The sequence below is a fragment of the Chryseobacterium sp. Leaf405 genome, from assembly GCF_001425355.1.
Taxonomy (GTDB): Bacteria; Bacteroidota; Bacteroidia; order Flavobacteriales; family Weeksellaceae; genus Chryseobacterium.
The window spans coordinates 453389-473849 of sequence record NZ_LMQN01000012.1; the positions used below are offsets into that span (position 1 = coordinate 453389).

General features: G+C 34.3%; 21 protein-coding genes. 14 read left to right on the top strand and 7 right to left on the bottom strand.

Features of this window, described 5'->3' with window-relative positions:
* Window positions 1-2 precede the first annotated feature (2 nt).
* The 6 genes from ASG22_RS08240 to ASG22_RS08265 all read left to right on the top strand — a co-directional run bounded on the left by ASG22_RS08240 (window position 3) and on the right by ASG22_RS08265 (window position 5104).
* Complete coding sequence (locus ASG22_RS08240) at window positions 3-1145, top strand: inorganic phosphate transporter (RefSeq protein ID WP_055982910.1); 1143 nt, start codon at window positions 3-5, stop codon at window positions 1143-1145.
* Between the two features lie 103 nt (window positions 1146-1248).
* Window positions 1249-2220 carry a polyprenyl synthetase family protein gene (locus tag ASG22_RS08245; protein ID WP_055982912.1) on the top strand — a complete coding sequence of 324 codons (972 nt, stop codon included), beginning with the start codon at window positions 1249-1251 and terminating at the stop codon, window positions 2218-2220.
* Window positions 2221-2223: 3 nt separating this feature from the next.
* Window positions 2224-2838, top strand: a complete 615-nt coding sequence (locus tag ASG22_RS08250; protein WP_055982914.1) for a hypothetical protein — start codon at window positions 2224-2226, stop codon at window positions 2836-2838.
* 16 nt (window positions 2839-2854) lie between these two features.
* Complete coding sequence (locus ASG22_RS08255; RefSeq protein WP_055982916.1) at window positions 2855-3814, top strand: GSCFA domain-containing protein; 960 nt, start codon at window positions 2855-2857, stop codon at window positions 3812-3814.
* On the top strand, window positions 3807-4334 hold the full coding sequence (locus ASG22_RS08260) for a DUF4269 domain-containing protein (protein WP_055982918.1): 528 nt from the start codon (window positions 3807-3809) through the stop codon (window positions 4332-4334). Before ASG22_RS08255 ends, ASG22_RS08260 begins: the two co-directional genes overlap by 8 nt.
* Before the next feature lie 5 nt (window positions 4335-4339).
* Window positions 4340-5104: a TatD family hydrolase gene (locus ASG22_RS08265; protein ID WP_055982920.1), complete on the top strand. Its 765-nt coding sequence runs from the start codon at window positions 4340-4342 to the stop codon at window positions 5102-5104.
* A gap of 46 nt (window positions 5105-5150) precedes the next feature.
* On the opposite strand, the gene ASG22_RS08270 is transcribed toward ASG22_RS08265, so the two are convergent.
* Window positions 5151-6449, bottom strand: a complete 1299-nt coding sequence (locus ASG22_RS08270) for a DEAD/DEAH box helicase (protein WP_055983499.1) — start codon at window positions 6447-6449, stop codon at window positions 5151-5153.
* Between the two features lie 85 nt (window positions 6450-6534).
* Window positions 6535-7023, bottom strand: a complete 489-nt coding sequence (locus tag ASG22_RS08275; protein WP_055982922.1) for a DUF6438 domain-containing protein — start codon at window positions 7021-7023, stop codon at window positions 6535-6537.
* Between the two features lie 141 nt (window positions 7024-7164).
* Here ASG22_RS08275 and ASG22_RS08280 point away from each other — a divergent pair, with 141 nt between their 5' ends.
* Window positions 7165-7896, top strand: a complete 732-nt coding sequence (locus tag ASG22_RS08280; protein WP_055982924.1) for a methyltransferase domain-containing protein — start codon at window positions 7165-7167, stop codon at window positions 7894-7896.
* Between the two features lie 103 nt (window positions 7897-7999).
* Here ASG22_RS08280 and ASG22_RS08285 read toward each other — a convergent pair whose 3' ends face one another.
* The 4 genes from ASG22_RS08285 to hpt all read right to left on the bottom strand — a co-directional run bounded on the left by ASG22_RS08285 (window position 8000) and on the right by hpt (window position 11061).
* Entirely contained in the window at window positions 8000-8659 is a 660-nt protein-coding gene (locus ASG22_RS08285; protein WP_055982926.1) for a porin family protein, read from the bottom strand.
* A gap of 90 nt (window positions 8660-8749) precedes the next feature.
* Window positions 8750-9733, bottom strand: coding sequence for a GTPase ObgE (gene obgE / locus ASG22_RS08290; RefSeq protein WP_055982928.1), 984 nt, complete (start codon window positions 9731-9733; stop codon window positions 8750-8752).
* 72 nt (window positions 9734-9805) lie between these two features.
* Window positions 9806-10384: an adenylate kinase gene (locus ASG22_RS08295; protein ID WP_055982930.1), complete on the bottom strand. Its 579-nt coding sequence runs from the start codon at window positions 10382-10384 to the stop codon at window positions 9806-9808.
* A 122-nt stretch (window positions 10385-10506) separates the two neighbouring features.
* Window positions 10507-11061, bottom strand: coding sequence for a hypoxanthine phosphoribosyltransferase (gene hpt, locus ASG22_RS08300; protein ID WP_055982932.1), 555 nt, complete (start codon window positions 11059-11061; stop codon window positions 10507-10509).
* Window positions 11062-11705: 644 nt separating this feature from the next.
* Between hpt and abc-f the strand changes: the two genes are divergently transcribed.
* The gene (gene abc-f / locus ASG22_RS08305; RefSeq protein ID WP_055982934.1) at window positions 11706-13295 is read left to right on the top strand and encodes a ribosomal protection-like ABC-F family protein; all 1590 of its coding nucleotides are present in this window, start codon (window positions 11706-11708) and stop codon (window positions 13293-13295) included.
* 50 nt (window positions 13296-13345) lie between these two features.
* Here abc-f and ASG22_RS08310 read toward each other — a convergent pair whose 3' ends face one another.
* Window positions 13346-14386, bottom strand: a complete 1041-nt coding sequence (locus ASG22_RS08310) for a hypothetical protein (RefSeq protein WP_055982936.1) — start codon at window positions 14384-14386, stop codon at window positions 13346-13348.
* Between the two features lie 148 nt (window positions 14387-14534).
* Between ASG22_RS08310 and ASG22_RS08315 the strand changes: the two genes are divergently transcribed.
* From ASG22_RS08315 to dapB, 6 genes are all read left to right on the top strand, one after another.
* Window positions 14535-15821 carry an adenylosuccinate synthase gene (locus ASG22_RS08315; protein WP_055982938.1) on the top strand — a complete coding sequence of 429 codons (1287 nt, stop codon included), beginning with the start codon at window positions 14535-14537 and terminating at the stop codon, window positions 15819-15821.
* A 390-nt stretch (window positions 15822-16211) separates the two neighbouring features.
* A complete protein-coding gene (locus ASG22_RS08320; protein WP_131726170.1) occupies window positions 16212-17060 on the top strand; it encodes an energy transducer TonB in 849 nt (282 codons plus the stop codon).
* A gap of 165 nt (window positions 17061-17225) precedes the next feature.
* The gene (locus ASG22_RS08325) at window positions 17226-17999 is read left to right on the top strand and encodes a ParA family protein (protein ID WP_055983501.1); all 774 of its coding nucleotides are present in this window, start codon (window positions 17226-17228) and stop codon (window positions 17997-17999) included.
* Between the two features lie 18 nt (window positions 18000-18017).
* Window positions 18018-18908, top strand: coding sequence for a ParB/RepB/Spo0J family partition protein (locus ASG22_RS08330; protein WP_055982943.1), 891 nt, complete (start codon window positions 18018-18020; stop codon window positions 18906-18908).
* Entirely contained in the window at window positions 18909-19556 is a 648-nt protein-coding gene (locus ASG22_RS08335) for a DUF5683 domain-containing protein (RefSeq protein WP_055982945.1), read from the top strand.
* A gap of 156 nt (window positions 19557-19712) precedes the next feature.
* Complete coding sequence (gene dapB / locus ASG22_RS08340) at window positions 19713-20414, top strand: 4-hydroxy-tetrahydrodipicolinate reductase (protein ID WP_055982947.1); 702 nt, start codon at window positions 19713-19715, stop codon at window positions 20412-20414.
* Window positions 20415-20461 lie beyond the last annotated feature (47 nt).

Sequence of the window (20461 nt, forward strand, 5' to 3'; positions counted from 1 at the left end):
CAATGGAATTTCCTATTTTACTTATAGTTATTATTGCCTTGGCATTGATCTTTGATTACATTAATGGTTTCCATGATGCTGCCAATTCTATTGCGACTATAGTTTCTACAAAAGTTTTGACTCCATTCCAGGCTGTACTTTGGGCGGCACTTTGGAATTTTGCGGCTTTCTTTATTGCTGCCTATATCATTGGAGAATTCAAAATTGGTAATACGATTGCCAAAACAGTTAATGAGAATTTTATCACGCTTGAAGTTATATTTTCAGGATTGGTTGCAGCTATTGCCTGGAACCTTTTAACATGGTGGTTTGGGATACCTTCATCATCATCACACACATTGATTGGCGGATTTTTGGGCGCGGCATTAATGCACGCTTTCATGTCAGATTTTCATGATGTGGTAGCTTCTCAGCCTAATTTGGGTTTATGGGAAACAATAAAAGAAGCAGCCGTTCAGGTGACACACCAGAGCGTTGTGAAGTTTGATAAAGTGATTCCTATTTTCCTGTTCATCTTCATGGCTCCGATTATTGGGATGATTATTTCAATCATTATTACCTTAATTATTGTTCACCTTTATAAAAGATCAAATCCTCACAAGGCAGATAAATCTTTCAAGAGATTACAGTTGGGATCTTCGGCATTGTTCAGTTTAGGACACGGTCTGAATGATGCGCAAAAAGTAATGGGTATTATTGGTGCTGCGATGATTTATTATCATGTTGAAATGCTTAAAGATCCTGTTTATTTAAATATTGAAGCAGCAGGACGTTTTGATTATTTCGCACAACATTACATCTGGGTTCCTTTGGTTTCCTTTATCGCAATCGCATTAGGTACCATGAGCGGTGGTTGGAAAATCATTAAGACAATGGGAACTAAAATTACAAAGGTAACTTCATTGGAAGGGGTAAGTGCAGAAACTGCCGGTGCAATCACTTTATTCATCACAGATCACTTTGGTATTCCTGTTTCTACGACACATACAATTACAGGTTCTATCATCGGGGTTGGTTTAACGAAAAGAATTTCTGCCGTACGATGGGGGATTACCGTGAGTCTTCTTTGGGCTTGGGTATTAACAATTCCTATTTCGGCAATAGTTGCGGCAATTACTTATCTTGTTGTAACGTTTTTATCTTAAATAGAAATTTTAAATAATATTAAAACTTTGCTCATTTGGGCAAAGTTTTTTGTTTTATAAAGCCCTGAAAATCGTATTTTTGCTTAAACTATAGAATTAATTTATGGAATTTTTAGACAGATACCAGCAGATTGTTGCGGATGCTATTACCAAATATACTTTTAAGGACAAACCTACCGAATTATATGATCCGATGAATTACATCATTTCCCACGGTGGTAAGCGTCTTCGCCCGATTATGGTGTTAATGGCTTGTGATTTATTTGGTGGTGATTTGAAAGAAGCAATTAAACCAGCTTTGGCAATCGAGTTTTTCCATAATTTCACGCTGATTCATGACGATATTATGGATGAAGCGCCTTTAAGAAGAAATAAACCGACAATTCATACTTTACACGGAATCAACGTTGGAATTCTTTCAGGAGACGGGTTGATGTTGAAAGCTTACAAATTTTTTGAAGATCTAGAGCCCGAAATTTTCAAAGCTTGTATCAGAATTTTCACCCATACAGGTTTGCTTTTATGCGAAGGTCAGCAGTATGACATCAATTTTGAAACTCAGGAAAATGTAACTTTTGATGATTATATTAGAATGATTACCTATAAAACCGGAGTGCTAAGTGCATCGTCTTTTGAGATTGGCGCATTGATTGCAAAAGCAAATTTTAAAGATGCAAAATCGATTTTCAACTTTGGAAAGCATATCGGAATTGCATTCCAGATTATGGATGATTATCTTGATGTATTCGGAGATCAGGCGCAGTTTGGTAAAAAACATGCGGGGGATATTTACGAAAACAAAAAAACAGTGCTTTACTTAATGGCGAGAGAGCACGCAACAGACGAAGAAAGAAAAGAACTGGATTACTGGTATTCTAAAAAGACCGATAACGTTGATAAAGTTTATGGGGTAGAAAAAATCTTCAGAAGAACTAAAGTTGACGAAAAAGCATTACGCCTGATCGAAAAACATAATGAGATCGGACAAAGTTATTTAGAAAAAATCAATATTCCTGAAGAGAAGAAGAAGCCGTTCGCTGAACTTGCCAATTATTTGTTAAGAAGAGAGAGCTAAGTTATGATTATTGGTCATTGTTTAATTCGTACCTATCGGAAATTTAAAAATCAGGGGCTGGGGACACGTTTTGTTATTGTAGGGATTCCACTTGTACCTGTTCAGAGTTATTATATTATTAAAGATACCAACCAATCTATTGAGGTCGATCTTTACTGGAAACAGGCTGTGAAAGTATATGTTATTATGGCTTCGGTGTTTTATCTTTTTATAAAGTATATTACAGGACAGCAACATTACAATGATATGAGTTTCCAGAATCTGTTTCTTATTGTATTGGCAATTAATGTTTTGGTGTATTTTCTTCTTGATATGTATACACCGAAAGATAGAAAAATAAGAGAGCTTTTGAGCAGATCTGTATCTATCAATGCGTTACCAAAGTTTTTAGGACAGACGGTGGCTTTTGATGTTCAGAAGGGTTTTATCAGTAATTTTCAAAGTCAGTTCGGAATATCCTGGAAGGAACTTGTGAAAAATAATACATTTGAAGATCGGCACTTGCCTTATCTATTTCCGATTATTGTTTACGAATTGTATCTGTATAAGAATGAAACAACAAAGAAATTTTTTGATCAAATCTTCCGCAGATATAAAGAAATCGAACATTTGAGCTAGCTTTACAAAAAGTAAAATGAAATTCAGAACAGAGGTTGAGATTAAAGAATCGAAGAAGAAAATTGATGTTGAAGATAGAATATTTTCAATAGGATCTTGTTTTGCTTCAGAAATGTCAGATTTATTTCAGGCGGGACAAATTCAGGCTTTAAATAATCCTTTTGGAACGATTTTCAATCCGTTTTCAATCCATAATTCAATTAAAAGACTTCACGATGCAGAATCTTATCATGAAGAAGAATTAATTGCTTTTAATGATGAATTTATTTCTCTGGATCATCACACAAGTTTTGATACAAGATATATTCACCAGACTTTAGATAAAATTAATGTAAAGCTTGATGAAGGCAGTTTTTTTCTTCAGGAAACCAATTGGGTTATCATAACATACGGAACTTCATTTATTTATGAGTTCGTTCCAAAGAATAAACTGGTTGCGAACTGTCATAAGATTCCTCAAAAATTCTTTGAAAAAAGATTATTGACATATCAGGAACTGACAGATTCTATTCATCAAACAATCTTGAGTTTAAATGATATTTGTAAAGACGATGTTCAGATTCTGTTTACAGTTTCCCCCGTTCGTCATACAAAAGACGGGATGATTGAAAATCAGTTAAGTAAGTCAAAATTGATCACTGCTATTCATGAAACAATTCCACAATTTGAAAACTGTCATTATTTGCCGGTTTATGAAATTTTAATGGATGATCTCCGGGATTACCGTTTTTATAAAGAAGATATGATTCATCCTAATAATCAGGCGGTTAATTATATTTTTGACAAATTTGGAAATGCTTATTTTTCTGAAATAACTAAAGATTTTATTAAGGAGAATTTTAAAATTAATCAGGCTTTAGCGCATAGAACTGACGACGAAAAAGATCCTAAATACATTGAGTTTAAAGAAAAACTAAACCAAAGAATTGAAGATCAGCGACAAAAAGTAAAGCATAAAATATTTTCAAATGATTGATTTTACAACAATTGATTATCTGAAATCAGGAAATGAAAGGCAGAAAAATGCCTATGAAATTCTTACAAAACATCATATTTTTGAAAAATTAAAAGATTATTCGCCGATTTTAACGGGAACTGTACCTATTGAAGTTGATATTGAAGGAAGTGATCTGGACATCATCTGCGAGGTTGATCTTAGATTTGAGGAAGATTTTCTTGATGATTTAATGTTTAGCAAATTCATTCCTCACGGTACAGAAGTTAAAGTTGAGTATCCAATTTTAAAAGATGAAAAGTGCATTACATTAAATTTTATACTGGAAGGATTTCCGATAGAAATTTTTGGACAAAATAAACCGACAACAGAGCAGAATGCTTATCTGCATATGATTGCCGAATACAAAATATTACGGGAAAAAGGAGAAGATTTTAAACAAAAAATAATAGAATTAAAGAAAAAAGGAATCAAAACCGAGCCCGCTTTCGGAATGTTGCTGGGTTTAAAAAATCCTTATGAAGATCTATTAAAATTGTAAATAAAATGATTGATACACATACACATTTATACGCAGAAGAATTTGATGAAGACAGAAAAGAATCCATTCAACGGGCTTTAGATAAAGGGGTTAATGAATTTTATCTTCCTGCAATTGATTCAGAATCTCACGAAAAAATGCTTCACTTGGAAGCTGAATATCCCAACCAGATTTTCTCAATGATGGGATTACATCCTTGCTATGTAAAGCCGGATAGTTGGGAAAAAGAACTGGAAATTGTTAAGAATTATCTTGATCACAGAGATTTTCCTGCTATTGGAGAAATTGGAATTGATTTGTATTGGGATAAAACTACGTTAGATATTCAGGTAAAAGCTTTTGAAAAGCAAATCGACTGGGCAATCGAAAAAGATTTACCGATTGTGATTCATACCAGAGAAAGTTTTGATGAAACTTTTGAAGTATTAGAAAGAAAAAAACATCCGAAACTTCGTGGAATTTTCCATTGTTTTTCAGGAAATGTGGAACAGGCGAAACATGCAATCGATTTGAATTTTATTTTAGGAATCGGTGGAGTAGTGACCTTTAAAAACGGTAGAATTGATCAGTTTTTAAATGAAATTCCTTTAGATAAAATCGTGTTGGAAACAGATTCACCTTATTTGGCTCCCGTTCCGAATAGAGGTAAAAGAAATGAAAGTTCATATCTTGATCTGGTTGCCGGAAAGCTAGTTGATATTTATAAAACTGATTTCTCTGAAATTGATAGAATTACCACTGAAAATGCAAAGAAAATGTTTGCTTATTAATACAAAGTAAATCCAACATAAAAGCCTTCCGATGGGAAGGCTTTTTTTATTTCTTTCTTGTGAAATTCTTATTTTTTGGTTTTTTAAAACCTACCGACGGTGCTGCCGTGCCCGGCTTTTTATTTCTATTGGGTGAAGAAGAATTTTGAGGTTTTGGCCTGTTTACTCCCGCACCGGCAGGTCTGTTATTGGAGTCTCTTTTCTGCGCAACCAGATTATCCGTATGGAAAGGATGATCTTTTACAATAGGAATTTTCATTCCGATCAGCTTTTCTGTATTTTTCAGGTTTAATAAATCTAAACCGTCTACAAATGAGATCGAATTTCCTTCTGCTCCGGCTCTTCCTGTTCTTCCGATTCTGTGAACATAGGTTTCAGAAACGTCGGAAAGTTCAAAATTGACAACATATTTCAGTTCATCAATATCAATTCCTCTTGCAGCAATATCAGTTGCCACCAAAACTCTCGTTTTCCCGGATTTAAAGTTATTTAAGGCGTTCTGACGTGCATTCTGAGATTTATTTCCATGAATGGCTTCGGTTGAGATATTGCCTGACTGTAATTTTCTCGCAATCTTATCAGCGCCGTGTTTTGTTCTCGAAAATACCAACACAGATTCTGAAATATCATTCTGCAAAATGTGTGTCAAAAGATCTAATTTATTATCTTTTTCAACAAAATAAACCGATTGGTTAATTGTTTCCGCCGTTGATGATACTGGCGTAACTTCTACTTTTACAGGATTGTTCAGAATAGAATTTGCCAGTTTCTGAATTTCTGCAGGCATTGTTGCCGAGAAAAATAAAGTCTGTCTTCTCTGTGGCAAAAGTTTGATAACCCTTTTTACATCATGCACAAACCCCATATCCAACATTCTGTCGGCTTCATCCAATACGAAAATTTCGATATTTTTTAAGCTGATAATTCCCTGAGCGATAAAGTCTAATAATCTTCCCGGAGTTGCTACCAGAATATCAACACCTTTTCTCAAAGCTGTTTCCTGGCTTCCTTGCTTTACTCCTCCAAAAATTACCAGATGCTTTAAAGGTAAATATTTTCCGTATGCTTTGATATTTTCCTCGATCTGTATCGCCAGTTCTCTTGTGGGAGTTAATATCAATGTTTTAATATGCCTGTTCGGCGTTTTATTTTTAGAAAGATTCTGTAAGATCGGGATGGCAAAAGCTGCCGTTTTTCCTGTTCCTGTCTGTGCACAACCCAAGAAATCTTTTCCTTGTAAAATTTCAGGAATAGATCTTTCCTGAATGGGAGTTGGGTTGGTATATCCTTGTTCTTCAATTGCTTTTGCAATAGGATCGATTAAGTTTAAATCTGTAAAATTCAAATGAACTGTTTTTATATTAAATAAAAATTCCTTCAAAAACGAAGGAATTCTATTTGCAAAGGTAGTCTAAATATTTTTAAGTATATTAATCAACTTTTTTCCAATCTTGATTGGTTCTTAAATCTTCAAAAAACTTATACAATTGAGAAAGTTTTTCGGTTCCTCTTTTTCCGTAATCTTCTACATTTTTAGAAGTTCCGTCTGTAAAATTAACTCTTAAATAAGAAGTCGGAAGATCTGTTACATTTCTTTCTCCGTATTTTTCGTTTAAAGTTTTTACGTTTAACCCGTCTAGCAGAGCAACTAATTTAATATAATCTGCTTCTTTGATGGTTCCTTTGAAAGTTCCTTCTCTTGGTTTGTCGAATTCACTTTTTGAAAATCCTTTAGAAAAATTAAAATGTTCAGCTTCTAGTACCGCAGTTCTGTCAGGATTAATTGTAATTTTGAAAATAGGACAAGATCCGAAACAAGCGCCTGCCTCGTATTCAATTTTAGAATACTTTGAATTTACTTTTTGGGAACCGCACGAAAATAAAAAAACAAGTGCGAAAAGGCTTAATAAATATTTCATAATTTAAATTTTGAATGAGGTCTTCAATAATTGTTCCAAAAGTGAGACGGTCATATTAATTGTTAGTAAATTTTTATGATCGGAAAATTCATTTACGGGATTTTTTTGTTATTTTGAAGATTGTAATTTTACACTTTTACTATGTACAATTTCTTAAAGTCGGTTGCTAAAAATATTATTCCTCAAAAAGCGCTTATCAATAATGAAGAAAGATTCAGAAAACTGCTGATTCCTTTTTATAAAGGGAAAAATCATCAGTGTAATGTTTGCGGAACGAAGCTTAAAAACTTTGCACAACTTCAGAACGGAGATCTTATTTGTCCTGTTTGCGGAAGTATTTCGAGAGCGCGCAGACTTTACCAACTTCTTAATGAAGAATTCATGAAACCTGAAATGAAGGTTCTTGATTTCTCGCCATTCAGGATTTTATATAAAAAATGGAAAAAGAAAAATGATATTCAATATTTTGCAACTGATTTCGGGACTGATTTTATTGCAGATTATCGGTATGATATTACTAAAATCGATAGCAAAGATGAAAATTTTGACCTGATTATCTGTTATCACATTTTAGAACATATTATTGAGGATAAACTGGCGATGAGTGAATTATACAGAGTGCTGAAAACAGGAGGGAAAACGTTAATTCAAACTCCGTTTAAAGAAGGCGAAATCTATGAAGATTATTCAATTACCACTGAAGAAGGAAGATTAGAACATTTCGGACAGGAAGATCATGTAAGAATTTATTCTGTACACGAATTGGAGAATAGATTAAAAGAAGCCGGTTTTAAGGTGGAAGTCAGGACTTTTGCAGGAGATCTTTTTTATGGTTTTTCTGCTAATGAAAAAGTGCTGGTCTGTACAAAATAAATGAACGCTGGTAAAGTTAAAATATTAAAAAATAAATTACAGTTTTAAATTTTAGCATAAAAAAAGGAGAGACATTTACGTTTCTCCTTTTATTCTTTGAATATTATTTAAATCTGTACCCTACGCCAGCTTGTAAAAATCCGATTTTAGTGGTAAAACCTCCTTTGTTAATTTCGATGAAGTTGAAATTGTATCTCGCATCTACAAATACATTATCCGTAATCTTATATTCTGCGCCTAAGAACGGGAATAAATTTAATGTTTTTACATTTTCATAATCGTGAGAAGTTGATCCGTTCACTACTTGATCTGTTTTTACTTTTTCAGACACATTAATTCCAAAGTTCATTCCGACGGAAGCTGATAAATTAGGAATGAAATAATATTTTACGGAAACAGGAACCTGAACCTGTGTAAGCTGATAATCAAACTTAATATTTCCTCTTTCAATAACTCCGAAGTCTGTAAAATCTACAACCGGAAAATACTGCTTCCCGCCAACCTGCGTGTACAGAGCTTCTGCCTGAATGCTGATTTTAGAAGATATTGGCTGCTCTGCAACAATTCCTGCATAGAAGTATGATTTTGAATCTAACTTTTCATCGAAAAATTTCATCGAAGACAGTGAATATCCTGCTTTTACTCCGAAGCTTAGTTTCAAATCGGATTCAGGTTTTGAAACTGTTGAGTTTTCTTGGCTGTTTTGAGCATTTGCTAATGCTGAAAATGATAATAATAGAGCGAATGCAAAGTTCTTTTTCATAGTTTTAAATTTGATAGTTTTAATTTTTTATGATAATAAAAAAGTACACGAAAAGTGTACTTTAATATGTTTTATAATTTGATCTGAATATTATCCGTGCAATTGTTTCCAGATTGCATCTTTCAGTTCCATAAGACCTTCGCTGGTAACTCCCGAGAAAAACAATGGCTGTTTATTTTCGGGGAATTCTGAAGCAATTTCTTTCTTCAGTTCATCATCTAAAAGATCAGATTTTGAAACGGAAATAATAAAATCTTTATCCAGTAGTTCAGGATTGTATTCTTTCAATTCGTTTTCCAGAATTTTAAACTCCTGGAAATGATCTTCAGAATCTGCAGGAATTAAAAATAATAGGATTGAATTTCTTTCAATATGTCTTAAGAATCTGTGACCAAGACCTTTACCTTCAGCAGCCCCTTCAATAATTCCCGGAATATCTGCCATTACAAAAGACTTGTAGTTTCTGTAATCAACAATTCCTAAATTTGGGGTTAAAGTCGTAAATGCGTAGTTCGCAATTTTTGGTTTAGCAGCAGAAACTGATGCTAATAAAGTAGATTTTCCGGCATTCGGGAAACCAACAAGACCTACATCCGCTAAAATTTTAAGCTCGAAAACCACGAAACCTTCCTGCCCGTCCATTCCCGGTTGTGCAAAACGTGGAGTCTGGTTGGTAGAAGATTTAAAGTGTTCGTTTCCTTTTCCACCTTTTCCACCTTCCATAAGGATGATTTCCTGTCCATCCTCCATAATTTCGCCAATGATTTCTCCTTCTTCGTTTTTAGCGATAGTTCCGATTGGAACATTAATGTAAACATCGGCTCCGTAAGCTCCTGTTAACTGGTTTTTTGCTCCGTTTTCACCACGGTCAGCTTTTACGTGACGTGTATAACGAAGCGGAAGTAAAGTCCATTCCTGAGAATTCCCTCTCATGATAACGTGACCGCCTCGACCTCCGTCTCCGCCATCAGGACCACCCTTGGGAATATACTTTTCACGGCGAAGGTGAGCAGAACCTGCACCTCCGTGACCGCTTTTACAATGAATCTTTACGTAATCTACAAAATTTGACATAATTTTTTGTTGTCAGTTAATGGTTGTCAGTTGATTGCTGACAACTATCAACCATCAACTATCAACTGTTTTTTATTTTACTTTTTCTACTTCAGCAAAAAGTTTTTCAGAAATCTCATTGATTTCTCCTACACCGTTGATCTCTACATATTTACCTTGTTGTTTGTAAAGTTCGGCTACTTCTGCTGTTTTTGTGTAGTATTCTTTTATTCTGTTTTCGATGATCTCTACATTGCTGTCGTCTGATCTTCCGCTGATTTCACCTCTTTTTAGTAATCTTTCTACCAAAAGAGTATCTTCAACCACTAATGAAAGACAAACATCGATCTCATCATTCAGTTCTTCTTTTACAATTTTTTCCAACGCTGCCGTCTGAACTGCCGTTCTAGGATATCCGTCAAAAATAAATCCTGCTGCATCGGTCGGTTTTTTGATTTCGTCAATCAGCATATCTGTCGTTACCTGATCCGGAACCAATTCTCCTTTATCGATGTATGATTTAGCCAGTTTCCCAAGCTCAGTATCATTTTTCATGTTGAATCTGAAAAGATCACCTGTTGAGATTTGTTTTAAATTAAATTTCTCGATTAAGTTTTGCGCTTGAGTACCTTTTCCACTTCCCGGAGGACCGAACAGAACAATGTTTATCATAATGTTGTTTTGCTTTGGCAATTGGCGATGTGCTTCCTGCTTTTAGCTTTTTTAGTTAATATTTACTTTTTATTGAGATATAATTTTAAAGCTAATAGCCGAAGCTAAAAGCTTACAGCAATTTAATGGTTAATTTGTCCGTCTTCTAATTGGTAAAGATTCGGTAAGTTTCTACCTAATTCATCGTAATCCAATCCGTAACCTAAAACAAATTTATTTGGAATTTCCTTTCCGATATAATCAAGTTTGAAATCTTTCTTATATACTTCAGGTTTCAGTAAGAATGAAGCAATTTTTACAGACTTCGGACGTTGCGTTTCGTTAAAATATTTGAAAAGACTTTCAACGGTATTTCCAGTGTCTACGATATCCTCTACCAAGATAATGTGACGGTCTTTTACATCTTTCGTTAATTCCATTTTCTGGTAAACGATTCCTGTAGATTCTGTTCCGGCATAAGAACTCATCTGGATAAATGCGATCTCACATTCTCCCGGATAATGCTTCAAAAGGTCTGAGAAAAACATGATAACTCCGTTCAAAACCCCAATGAAAACAGGAACTTCATCCTTATAATCTTCATAAATTTTTAAAGCTGTAGCTTTTACAATCTCCTGAATCTCGGCGTCGTCCAAATAAGGAACAAAAGTTTTGTCGTGAACTTTAATACTTTCCATAAAATTTTTAGTAGGCGGCAAAGTTACGGATTTTTGATGAAAGTTTCTTATGACTTTGAAGGGATTGTATTTTAGGGTATTAGAGTTTTTTGTGTTAGTGAGTTTTTTCCCTTTGTGCCATTCAAAACGAATCGTAGTGGAGTAAAGAATTCATTTTAATATAAAGTTGACAAATTTCTGCTTGAAATTGTTGTGTATTTTTTATTAGTAAAGGCGTTTGACTACGTCGAATCTTCGATTTCACTTAGCAAAGACTTTGAAATCGAAAAATTCCCCTCCTTTGGAGGGGTGGCAAAAATTTTAAAGAAATTTTTGATGGGGTGGTTTATTTAAGCATAACTAACTACTCCGTCTTTTTGCTTCACAAAAATTAACTCTTTTTAAAGGAGGGGAATTTTCGAAGTCTATTACTAATCTTCGAAGTACAAACTGAAACCTTAGCCCCGATTGCAGTGAAAATCCTTTTTTGAAAAAAAAGATTGCAACGGAAAGCGGGAAATAGCTTCAAAAAAATAGTTGAAAATTATTATCTTTATACCTCACAAACCCCAAAGTAACAGGATGTAGGATACAATTTCTTTCAGATTTAATAAACAATAGCAGAATATGTTATTGCAGTTTAACTTTAATTATAGAAAGAAATTATGCTTTTTCTACACAATATATCTTTTGGGTTTCCTGCGGGGAATCTGCTTTTTAATTCTATCAATTTAACAATACAAACTCACACAAAATCGGCTTTAGTTGGGAGCAACGGCACGGGAAAATCGACCTTGCTGAAAATCATGGCGAATGAAATTCAACCTTTAGAAGGAAATGTCGATAGTCAGGGTGATTTATTTTATGTTCCGCAAATGTTCGGGAATTTTAATGATCTGACGGTTGCAGAATGTTTGAAAATCGATAAAAAACTCGAAGCCCTACAAAAGATTACGAGTGGGGAAGTGAATGAAATTTATTTTGAAACGTTGAACGATGATTGGGACATCGAAGAACGTTGCCAACAAGCTTTACAATATTGGAAACTCGAAAATTTAGATTTAAATCAAAAACTTGAAAGCCTGAGTGGCGGACAAAAAACAAAGGTTTTTCTTGCAGGAATTCAAATCAACCAGCCTGAAATCATTTTATTGGATGAACCAACGAATCATCTCGATTTGGAAGGTCGAAATCTGTTGTACGATTTTATTGAAAAAACGAATTCAACCGTTGTGCTTGTCAGTCATGATCGTACTTTGCTGAATTTTGTCGATACAATTTTTGAATTAAGCAATCAGGGAATTTCAACGTATGGGGGGAATTATGATTTTTATGCTGAACAAAAAGAAATTGAAAATGAAACCTTGCAAAATGATATTCATTCCAAAGAACGGGCGTTGAAAAAGGCAAAAGAAAAGGAACGCGAAACCGTTGAACGAAAGCAAAAACTTGATGCACGAGGAAAAGGAAAGCAGGAAAAATCGGGCGTGGCGAGAATTATGATGAATACACTGCGAAATAATGCCGAGAAAAATTCTTCGAAATTAAAATCCGTTCATGCCGATAAAATCAATGATATTTCCGGTGATTTGCGGGATTTGCGTTTGTCGGTGAAAAATGTGGATCAGATGAAAGTGAACTTTAATGATTCGAATCTGCATTCGGGGAAAATTTTGATTTCGGCGGAGGAAATTAATTTTAAATATGACCAAGAAAATCTTTGGAAAGAAAACCTCAATCTTGAAATCCGAAGCGGTGACAGAATTTCAATTAAAGGTTCAAACGGTTCAGGAAAAACGACTTTGATTAAGCTTTTGTTGGGAGATTTGCAGCCGTCAGTCGGAACCATTTCAAGATCGGATTTTCAGACGGTTTATATTGATCAGGAATATTCTTTAATCGATAAACAATCAACAGTTTACGATTTTGCCCAACAGTTCAACGATCAAGCGTTGCAGGAATCTGAAGTGAAAACCTTATTGTCAAGATTTTTATTCGGAAAGGAAACCTGGGACAAAAAATGTGATGTTCTAAGTGGTGGAGAACGCCTGCGACTTCTTCTGTGTGGACTTTCCATCAGCAATAAAGCGCCCGATATGATGATACTCGATGAACCGACAAATAATTTAGATCTTCAAAATGTGGAAATTCTGACGAATTCTATTAAAGATTATCATGGAACTTTGGTGGTGATTTCGCATGATGGGGTGTTTTTGGAGGAGATTGGGGTGAAGAGTGAGGTTTTGTTGAAATGAGATAAAAAAAGCTTTTCAAAATACCTGAAAAGCTTTTATTTTAACAGTTTTTATTTAGTGCCAAAAAAATAGGCATATAAGTATTTTAAACCAATTATTATTATTGCAACTGTTAAGCTTATTAATACCTTTCCTGATATATCTTTTATAATATTTTTATTCTCTATTTTTAATTCATCATTATAGGCTTCGTCACCTTTAGTTATTAAAATACCTGACGGAATTTTAAATTTGCCGATTTTTCTACTGAATTGATTTGCAAAGAATCTGGATAAAACTAAACCTATACTTGTTATTGTTGCACCAATCAGCAATGTTCTTTCTAATGTTATGAGGTTTAAATCTTTAGAAAGATCTAATTCTTTAATGATTAAATTTTGATATATAAAACCTAAAAATAGAATTAATAAAGGGCAAAAATATAAAATTGATTTGCTAATATACCCTTCATATTTTTCCAAAAATGACTGGAAATTATTTTTACGTTCAATTGTTTTTAAGCCTTCATTCCATTCGTTAACTATATTAATAAGTTCGTTTCCTAAAACCTGATTAATAAAATCAACTTTTACCATTCCTTCTGCACGCATACTTAAAAGATCACTCGTTTCATCAGTGTTTAACATAAAGTGGAAAAGATCTTTTGGTGGTATAGCACTACCAATTCTAACTTTTAAAGTATGTCGTTGAGGAAGATGATAATTCGGTATTGAAAATGTTAAATCCCATGTAATACTTATGGTTTGTGTTCTTTGATTAATAAATTGCCAATTTTCTCTACTAAATTCATCCCACGAAGCATATTCTCTAATATTACCTTCTGTAAGGACAAAATTTAAAGTAACTAAAAATGTTTCAATGTTGTGGTTTTTTAATTTATTTCCAATTCTAGTATTTAACTCATGGATGTCAGAAAGTGAAATGATTTTTCTTTCTCTAAATAGTTTTAATTGAGTGTCAGGTTTAGCATTTGCCCAATAATAAATTGATTTAAAAGCATCAATGTCGAAAGTTGTTCTTTTTTCTGGAAGATTTTGACTGTTTTTTTCAACTAAGTTTGTTTGTGTTTCTGGTAAACTTTCAAATTTCATGTTTGTTATGTTTTATGGTTAGTTTTGTTCAAATATAATAAAAGGTAATCACATGATTCCCACTCAACCCAAAAATAAAATCCACCACAAATTTGCCCACCCAATTTTTTAAAAGTAATTTTGCATGAATCTAAAATAAAAGTAAAATATGTCAACTTACGTAGTTGTAGGTCTTCAGTATGGAGATGAAGGTAAAGGAAAAATCACGGATGTTTTATCGGCAAAATCGGATTACGTTGTACGTTTCCAAGGAGGGGACAATGCTGGTCACACAGTTTATGTAGGGGATGAGAAATTCGTTTTGCACCTTCTTCCATCGGGAGTTCTTCAGTGCAAAGGGAAGTGTATCATTGCAAACGGAGTAGTGGTAAATCCTAAATCTTTCATTAAGGAGGTGAATCAGATCGAAAGCAAAGGCTTGAGAACAGATCACATTTTCATCAGCAGAAGAGCGCATGTAATCATGCCTTACCACATTCTTTTGGATACGTACCGTGAAGAAGAGCACGGAGGAACGCAGATCGGAACGACGAAAAAAGGAATCGGACCTTGCTATGAAGATAAAATTGCAAGAGTAGGTATCAGAATGATCGACCTTCTGAATCCTGAGATTTTAAGAGATAAAATCGAGAAAAACTTAAAAATTAAGAATTCTCTTTTTGAAAAATACTACGGAAAACCGACTTTAGACGTTGAAGAAATCTACAACGAATATTTAGAAATAGGAAAACAGCTTCAAGACAGAATCGTTGATACGGAACTGGAATTAAATGAAGCGATCAGAGACGGTAAAAACGTTTTATTCGAAGGAGCGCAGGCTTTGATGCTTGATATCGACTTCGGAACGTATCCATACGTAACTTCATCTTCTCCGTCAACTGGAGGGGTTTGTACGGGCGCGGGAGTTCCACCAACGTCACTTCAAAACTTAATCGGTGTTGCAAAAGCATACTGTACAAGAGTTGGAAACGGACCTTTCCCATCAGAATTAGATAACGAATTAGGAGAAAGCATCAGACAAATTGGTGGTGAATTCGGAGCAACAACAGGAAGACCAAGAAGAACAGGTTGGTTAGACCTTGTTTCTTTAAAACACGCTTGTATGATCAACGGAATCAATAACTTAGTAATTACGAAATTAGACGTTCTTACAGGAATTGAAAACCTTAAAATCGTTACGCATTACAAAACTGAAGACGGAAAAATCATCGATTATTTCACTTCTTCAACAGAGAAATTGTATAACTACGAGCCAATCTACCAAGATTTACCGGGTTGGACTGAAGATTTAACGAAAGTAAGAAGCTACGACGAACTTCCTGACACAGCTCAGAAATACATCGAATTTATCGAAAAGTATTTGGGAATCAACGTTTACTTAGTGTCTGTTGGTCCTGAAAGAAGCCAGAACATTATCAGAAAAGAATTATTCTAAGGAATTTTTTAATAACATAGGAAGAGACTGTCAATTTTGATGGTCTCTTTTTTATTTGAAGCTATTTCCCGCTTTCCATTGCAATCTTTTTTTCAAAAAAGGATTTTCATTACAATCGGGGCTAGGGCGTTTGTCTGTCAATGCAATATTCGGTCGTACAAATATTCTTCTATAAATTTCATAAAAAATTGATTTTAATTGTTTTATCTGCGAAAGATTAGATAATTGTTATTGTTAGCATTGTTAAATTTAAATATTGTCATGTTAAAATTATAAATATTAACATTTTGTTAAAAAATTGGCAAATTTTTTGATATTGGATTAAATATTGTCAACGAGAAATGAAAGAATGATAATCGAGTAATTTTAACAGTTTAAATATTTATAGTAATGAAACACATGCAAAATCAAGAGTTTCGATTAAACGAAATCCTTTTCGAAAACCGTAACAAAGAATATGGAGCATACGCTTTAAGAAATGAAGCAGACAGAATTCTAACAAAATCACTTTTTATCGGAGTAAGCTTATTGGCTGCAGTATCTATTACACCAATGATTATTTCGGCATTTAGAACTGCGGAAGTAATTCCTAACAAGGATATTTATGAGTTGCCACCTCCGGTGTTTATTCCAAATGATCCTACGGTTAAACCACCAGTTACAGTAGTTCCACCTCAACCTGCTTCTGCTGCTGTAAAAACTTTTGATAACAGAGTTCCTGATCCAACAGCAAATCCAACCAACGAGCAAGTTATTGAAAAAATTGAAGGTGCCGTGGCTGGAGTAAAAAATAATTCTGATGGTATCGTTGCTCCACCAAATATTCATGTTAATACAACTCCAACAATTGGGACAGGACCTGTAATTAATACTGTTCCTCCACAAGTAATTACTCAGCCTGTTGATAGAAATAAGATTGTAGATCCTAAAGATTTGGCGCAAGAGGCTAATTTTGGTGGAGGTTTAGAATCTTTCAGAAATAAGGTAATGAATACCTTCGATGGTTCAGGTTTTGAATCCGGAGATGTGATGAGAACAACCATTACTTTTATTGTAGAAATAGACGGAACGATTTCAGGAATTAAAGCGAATGGTGCAGATGCAGACTTTAATAGTGAAGCGATAAGAACCATTAGAGCTATTTCTGCAAAAGGAAAATGGACTCCTGGAAAAAACAAACAAGGTGAATCCGTAAGAAGCGCATTTAAATTTCCAATAACTATGAAGTTTGATAATTAAGATATAAAAATCAAATCCTGAACAGTTATCCACAAAGAATTTTTTTTGTGGATAATTTTTTTTAATGTTAAAACGCTTATTAACAATATTTTAACTCAATTTTCATTTTCTTCATTCATTAAGAGCAAAGAAAAAAGTGTATTTTTGAATCTTAAAGTTCAAGCAATGGGAAAAATTATAGGTATCGCTAATCAAAAAGGAGGAGTTGGGAAAACCACTACAGCTGTGAATTTAGCAGCGGCGTTAGGGGTATTGGAGAAAAAAATATTAATCATTGATGCTGATCCTCAGGCTAATGCAACTTCAGGTTTAGGGGTTGAAAATGTTAGATATTCTACTTATAATCTCTTGGAAAATAGCGTAGACACTATAAACTGTATCAAACAAACAACGACTCCGAATTTGGATATCGTTCCTTCTCATATCGATTTGGTAGCAGCCGAAATTGAACTGGTAGACAAAGAAGACCGAGAATATATGCTGAAAAAAGCATTGGCGACGGTAAAAGACGATTACGATTATATCATTATCGACTGTGCTCCGAGTTTAGGTCTTATCACGGTAAATGCCCTTACTGCCGCAGATTCTGTGATCATCCCGATTCAGTGTGAATATTTTGCATTGGAAGGTCTTGGGAAGTTATTGAATACCATTAAAAATGTTCAGAAAATTCATAATAAAGATTTAGATATCGAAGGGTTGCTTCTTACGATGTACGACAGCAGATTGAGATTGTCTAATCAGGTAGTGGAAGAAGTAAATTCACATTTTCCCGAAATGGTTTTTGAAACGATTATCAGCAGAAATGTACGATTGAGCGAAGCACCAAGTTTCGGAGAAAGTATCTTAAATTACGATGCCGAAAGTAAAGGAGCTGTACAATATATTCAGCTGGCGGAAGAGGTTTTATTAAGAAATGAAAAATTAGTAAAGAATTAATAGGGTTTGGAGCATAATATGAAGGACAAGAAAAGAGCTATGGGACGTGGTTTAGGGGCAATTCTAAGTGCAGAATCCAAAACCATGATTAATTCTGCTACCGATGAAGGTGCAGACAAATTTGTGGGGAATATTGTGGAAATATCTTTAGATGATATTTATCCCAACGCTACCCAGCCAAGAACTTATTTTGATGAAAAAGCATTAAACGAACTTGCTCTCTCCATTAAAAATTTAGGGGTGATTCAGCCTATTACGTTAAGAAAAGACGGAGAAAAGTTCGAAATTATATCTGGGGAAAGACGTTTCCGAGCAAGTAAAATTGCAGGTTTAGATTCGATTCCTTCTTATATTCGTCTGGTAAATGATCAGGAGCTTTTAGAAATGGCTCTTGTTGAAAATATTCAGAGAGAAGATCTTGATGCTATTGAGATTGCATTAACATATCAAAGATTGATGGATGAAATTGGTCTTACTCAGGAAAATCTCAGCCATAGAGTAGGTAAAGACAGAAGTACTATTACCAACTCTATCAGATTGTTACGATTGAACCCCGATATTCAGAATGCGATCAGAAGCGGTGAGATTTCTGCAGGACACGGAAGAGCAATCATCAGTCTTGAAAATGAAGAGCACCAGCAGGTCTTATTTGAAATGATTATTCAGGAAAGACTGAATGTTCGTCAGACAGAACAGGCGGCGGCGGCTTTGAAAAATCCAAAATCACCTGCTGCAAAAAAAGCAAAAGCAGAGCTTTCTAATAATTATAAAAGAGTTCAGAAAACAATTTCTGATATTTTAGATGTAAAAGTGGAGATAAAAGCTTCTCCGAATGGTAAAAAAGGTAAAATTGTTCTTGATTTCAAAAATGAAGATGAGCTTGAATATATTTTATCTCATATTAAATAAATGAAAAAAATACTTTTCACTTTTTTCTTGTGTCTGTTTGCTGTAGCATATTCACAGGTAAATCCTAACGATACGATCCGGGTAGAATATCACCCGAAAGACAGCGTGTCTATAGAAAAAAACAATACCAAGCCAAAGTCTGAATCGAAAGTCATTGCAGATCTTGAAAAAGCAAACGGACCGACGACGAAAACTTTAAAACTTAATCCTACGAAAGCGGGTTTATATTCCGCTGTACTTCCGGGATTGGGACAGGTTTATAACAAGAAATATATCAAAGTTCCCATCGTTTTGGGAGCGGTAGGAACCGGAGTTGGGATTGCAATTTGGAATGATAATCAGTATAAAAAATATAGGGAATATTATCTGGCAAAACTCAACGGAACGCCTAACGAATTTGTTGACAGCCATCCTTGGTTAGATAAAGTAGCGTTGGCAAATGTTCAGGACAGGGCAAAAAGACAAAGAGATTATGCGATTGCAATAACGGGTTTAATTTATATTTTGAATATTGTAGATGCCGTTGTAGATGCTCATTTATATCAGGCTCGCCATGATCCGGATTTAACTTTTAATCCTACAGTCATTCAGGATCAATACGGAATTACTCCACCTAAAACGGGTTTAAGTTTAAGTTATAGATTTTAATAAGGATATACTGTTTTAATTCAATACGTCTTTGCTAAGTGAAATCGAAGATTCGACATAGTCAAACACCTTTGCGAACGAAAAAATATGCAGATGGATTTTAAATGAAAACTTTGCGATATTTGCATTAAAATTAAAAACATATAAATAAAAAATATGAAAATAGCATTAGTTGGATATGGTAAGATGGGTAAAATCATTGATGAAATTGCTACAAAAAGAGGTCATGAAATCGTTGCCCGATTAAAAGAAACCCCAACTGCTGAAAATCTTAATAATCCGGATGTTGTCATAGAATTTTCTTTGCCGGAAGTGGCTTATCACAATATTAAAGCTTGTCTTGAAAATAAAGTTCCCGTAATCTGTGGAACAACGGGCTGGCTGGAAAAGAAAGAGGAAGTTGAAAAACTGACTGTTGAAAATGACACGGCTTTTTTATATGGTTCTAACTTTAGTTTAGGTGTAAATTTATTTTTTGCTTTAAATGAAAAGTTAGCCGATTTAATGAAAAATTTGGATGAATATTCTTGCCAGTTAGAAGAAATTCATCACGTTCATAAGCTTGATGCACCGAGTGGAACAGCGATTTCCATTGCAGAAGGTATTTTTAAAAACAATCCGAAATTTGACGCTTGGAAACTGGAAGAAACTCAAGGGAATCAACTAGGTATTTTTGCAATCCGCGAAGATGAAGTTCCGGGAACTCACAGTGTTTTCTACAGAAACGAGGTGGATGAAATTGAAATCAAACATACCGCTTTCAATAGAAACGGTTTTGCATTGGGGGCAGTTGTCGCTGCAGAATGGATTAAAGATAAAAAAGGAAATTTCGGAATGAAGGATGTTTTGGGGCTTTAATTTTGTAACAAAATCCCTACATTGCGAACTAATAGTAATAAATAAAG

Excerpts from the sequence above, each read along its gene's own strand:
- ASG22_RS08240 (WP_055982910.1), top strand. The coding sequence starts at position 3 with ATGGAATTTCCTATTTTACTTATAGTTATTATTGCCTTGGCATTGATC.
- ASG22_RS08245 (WP_055982912.1), top strand. The coding sequence starts at position 1,249 with ATGGAATTTTTAGACAGATACCAGCAGATTGTTGCGGATGCTATTACC.
- ASG22_RS08250 (WP_055982914.1), top strand. The coding sequence starts at position 2,224 with ATGATTATTGGTCATTGTTTAATTCGTACCTATCGGAAATTTAAAAAT.
- ASG22_RS08255 (WP_055982916.1), top strand. The coding sequence starts at position 2,855 with ATGAAATTCAGAACAGAGGTTGAGATTAAAGAATCGAAGAAGAAAATT.
- ASG22_RS08260 (WP_055982918.1), top strand. The coding sequence starts at position 3,807 with ATGATTGATTTTACAACAATTGATTATCTGAAATCAGGAAATGAAAGG.
- ASG22_RS08265 (WP_055982920.1), top strand. The coding sequence starts at position 4,340 with ATGATTGATACACATACACATTTATACGCAGAAGAATTTGATGAAGAC.
- ASG22_RS08275 (WP_055982922.1), bottom strand. The coding sequence starts at position 7,023 with ATGAAATATTTATTAAGCCTTTTCGCACTTGTTTTTTTATTTTCGTGC.
- ASG22_RS08280 (WP_055982924.1), top strand. The coding sequence starts at position 7,165 with ATGTACAATTTCTTAAAGTCGGTTGCTAAAAATATTATTCCTCAAAAA.
- ASG22_RS08285 (WP_055982926.1), bottom strand. The coding sequence starts at position 8,659 with ATGAAAAAGAACTTTGCATTCGCTCTATTATTATCATTTTCAGCATTA.
- obgE (WP_055982928.1), bottom strand. The coding sequence starts at position 9,733 with ATGTCAAATTTTGTAGATTACGTAAAGATTCATTGTAAAAGCGGTCAC.
- ASG22_RS08295 (WP_055982930.1), bottom strand. The coding sequence starts at position 10,384 with ATGATAAACATTGTTCTGTTCGGTCCTCCGGGAAGTGGAAAAGGTACT.
- hpt (WP_055982932.1), bottom strand. The coding sequence starts at position 11,061 with ATGGAAAGTATTAAAGTTCACGACAAAACTTTTGTTCCTTATTTGGAC.
- abc-f (WP_055982934.1), top strand. The coding sequence starts at position 11,706 with ATGCTTTTTCTACACAATATATCTTTTGGGTTTCCTGCGGGGAATCTG.
- ASG22_RS08310 (WP_055982936.1), bottom strand. The coding sequence starts at position 14,386 with ATGAAATTTGAAAGTTTACCAGAAACACAAACAAACTTAGTTGAAAAA.
- ASG22_RS08315 (WP_055982938.1), top strand. The coding sequence starts at position 14,535 with ATGTCAACTTACGTAGTTGTAGGTCTTCAGTATGGAGATGAAGGTAAA.
- ASG22_RS08320 (WP_131726170.1), top strand. The coding sequence starts at position 16,212 with ATGAAACACATGCAAAATCAAGAGTTTCGATTAAACGAAATCCTTTTC.
- ASG22_RS08325 (WP_055983501.1), top strand. The coding sequence starts at position 17,226 with ATGGGAAAAATTATAGGTATCGCTAATCAAAAAGGAGGAGTTGGGAAA.
- ASG22_RS08330 (WP_055982943.1), top strand. The coding sequence starts at position 18,018 with ATGAAGGACAAGAAAAGAGCTATGGGACGTGGTTTAGGGGCAATTCTA.
- ASG22_RS08335 (WP_055982945.1), top strand. The coding sequence starts at position 18,909 with ATGAAAAAAATACTTTTCACTTTTTTCTTGTGTCTGTTTGCTGTAGCA.
- dapB (WP_055982947.1), top strand. The coding sequence starts at position 19,713 with ATGAAAATAGCATTAGTTGGATATGGTAAGATGGGTAAAATCATTGAT.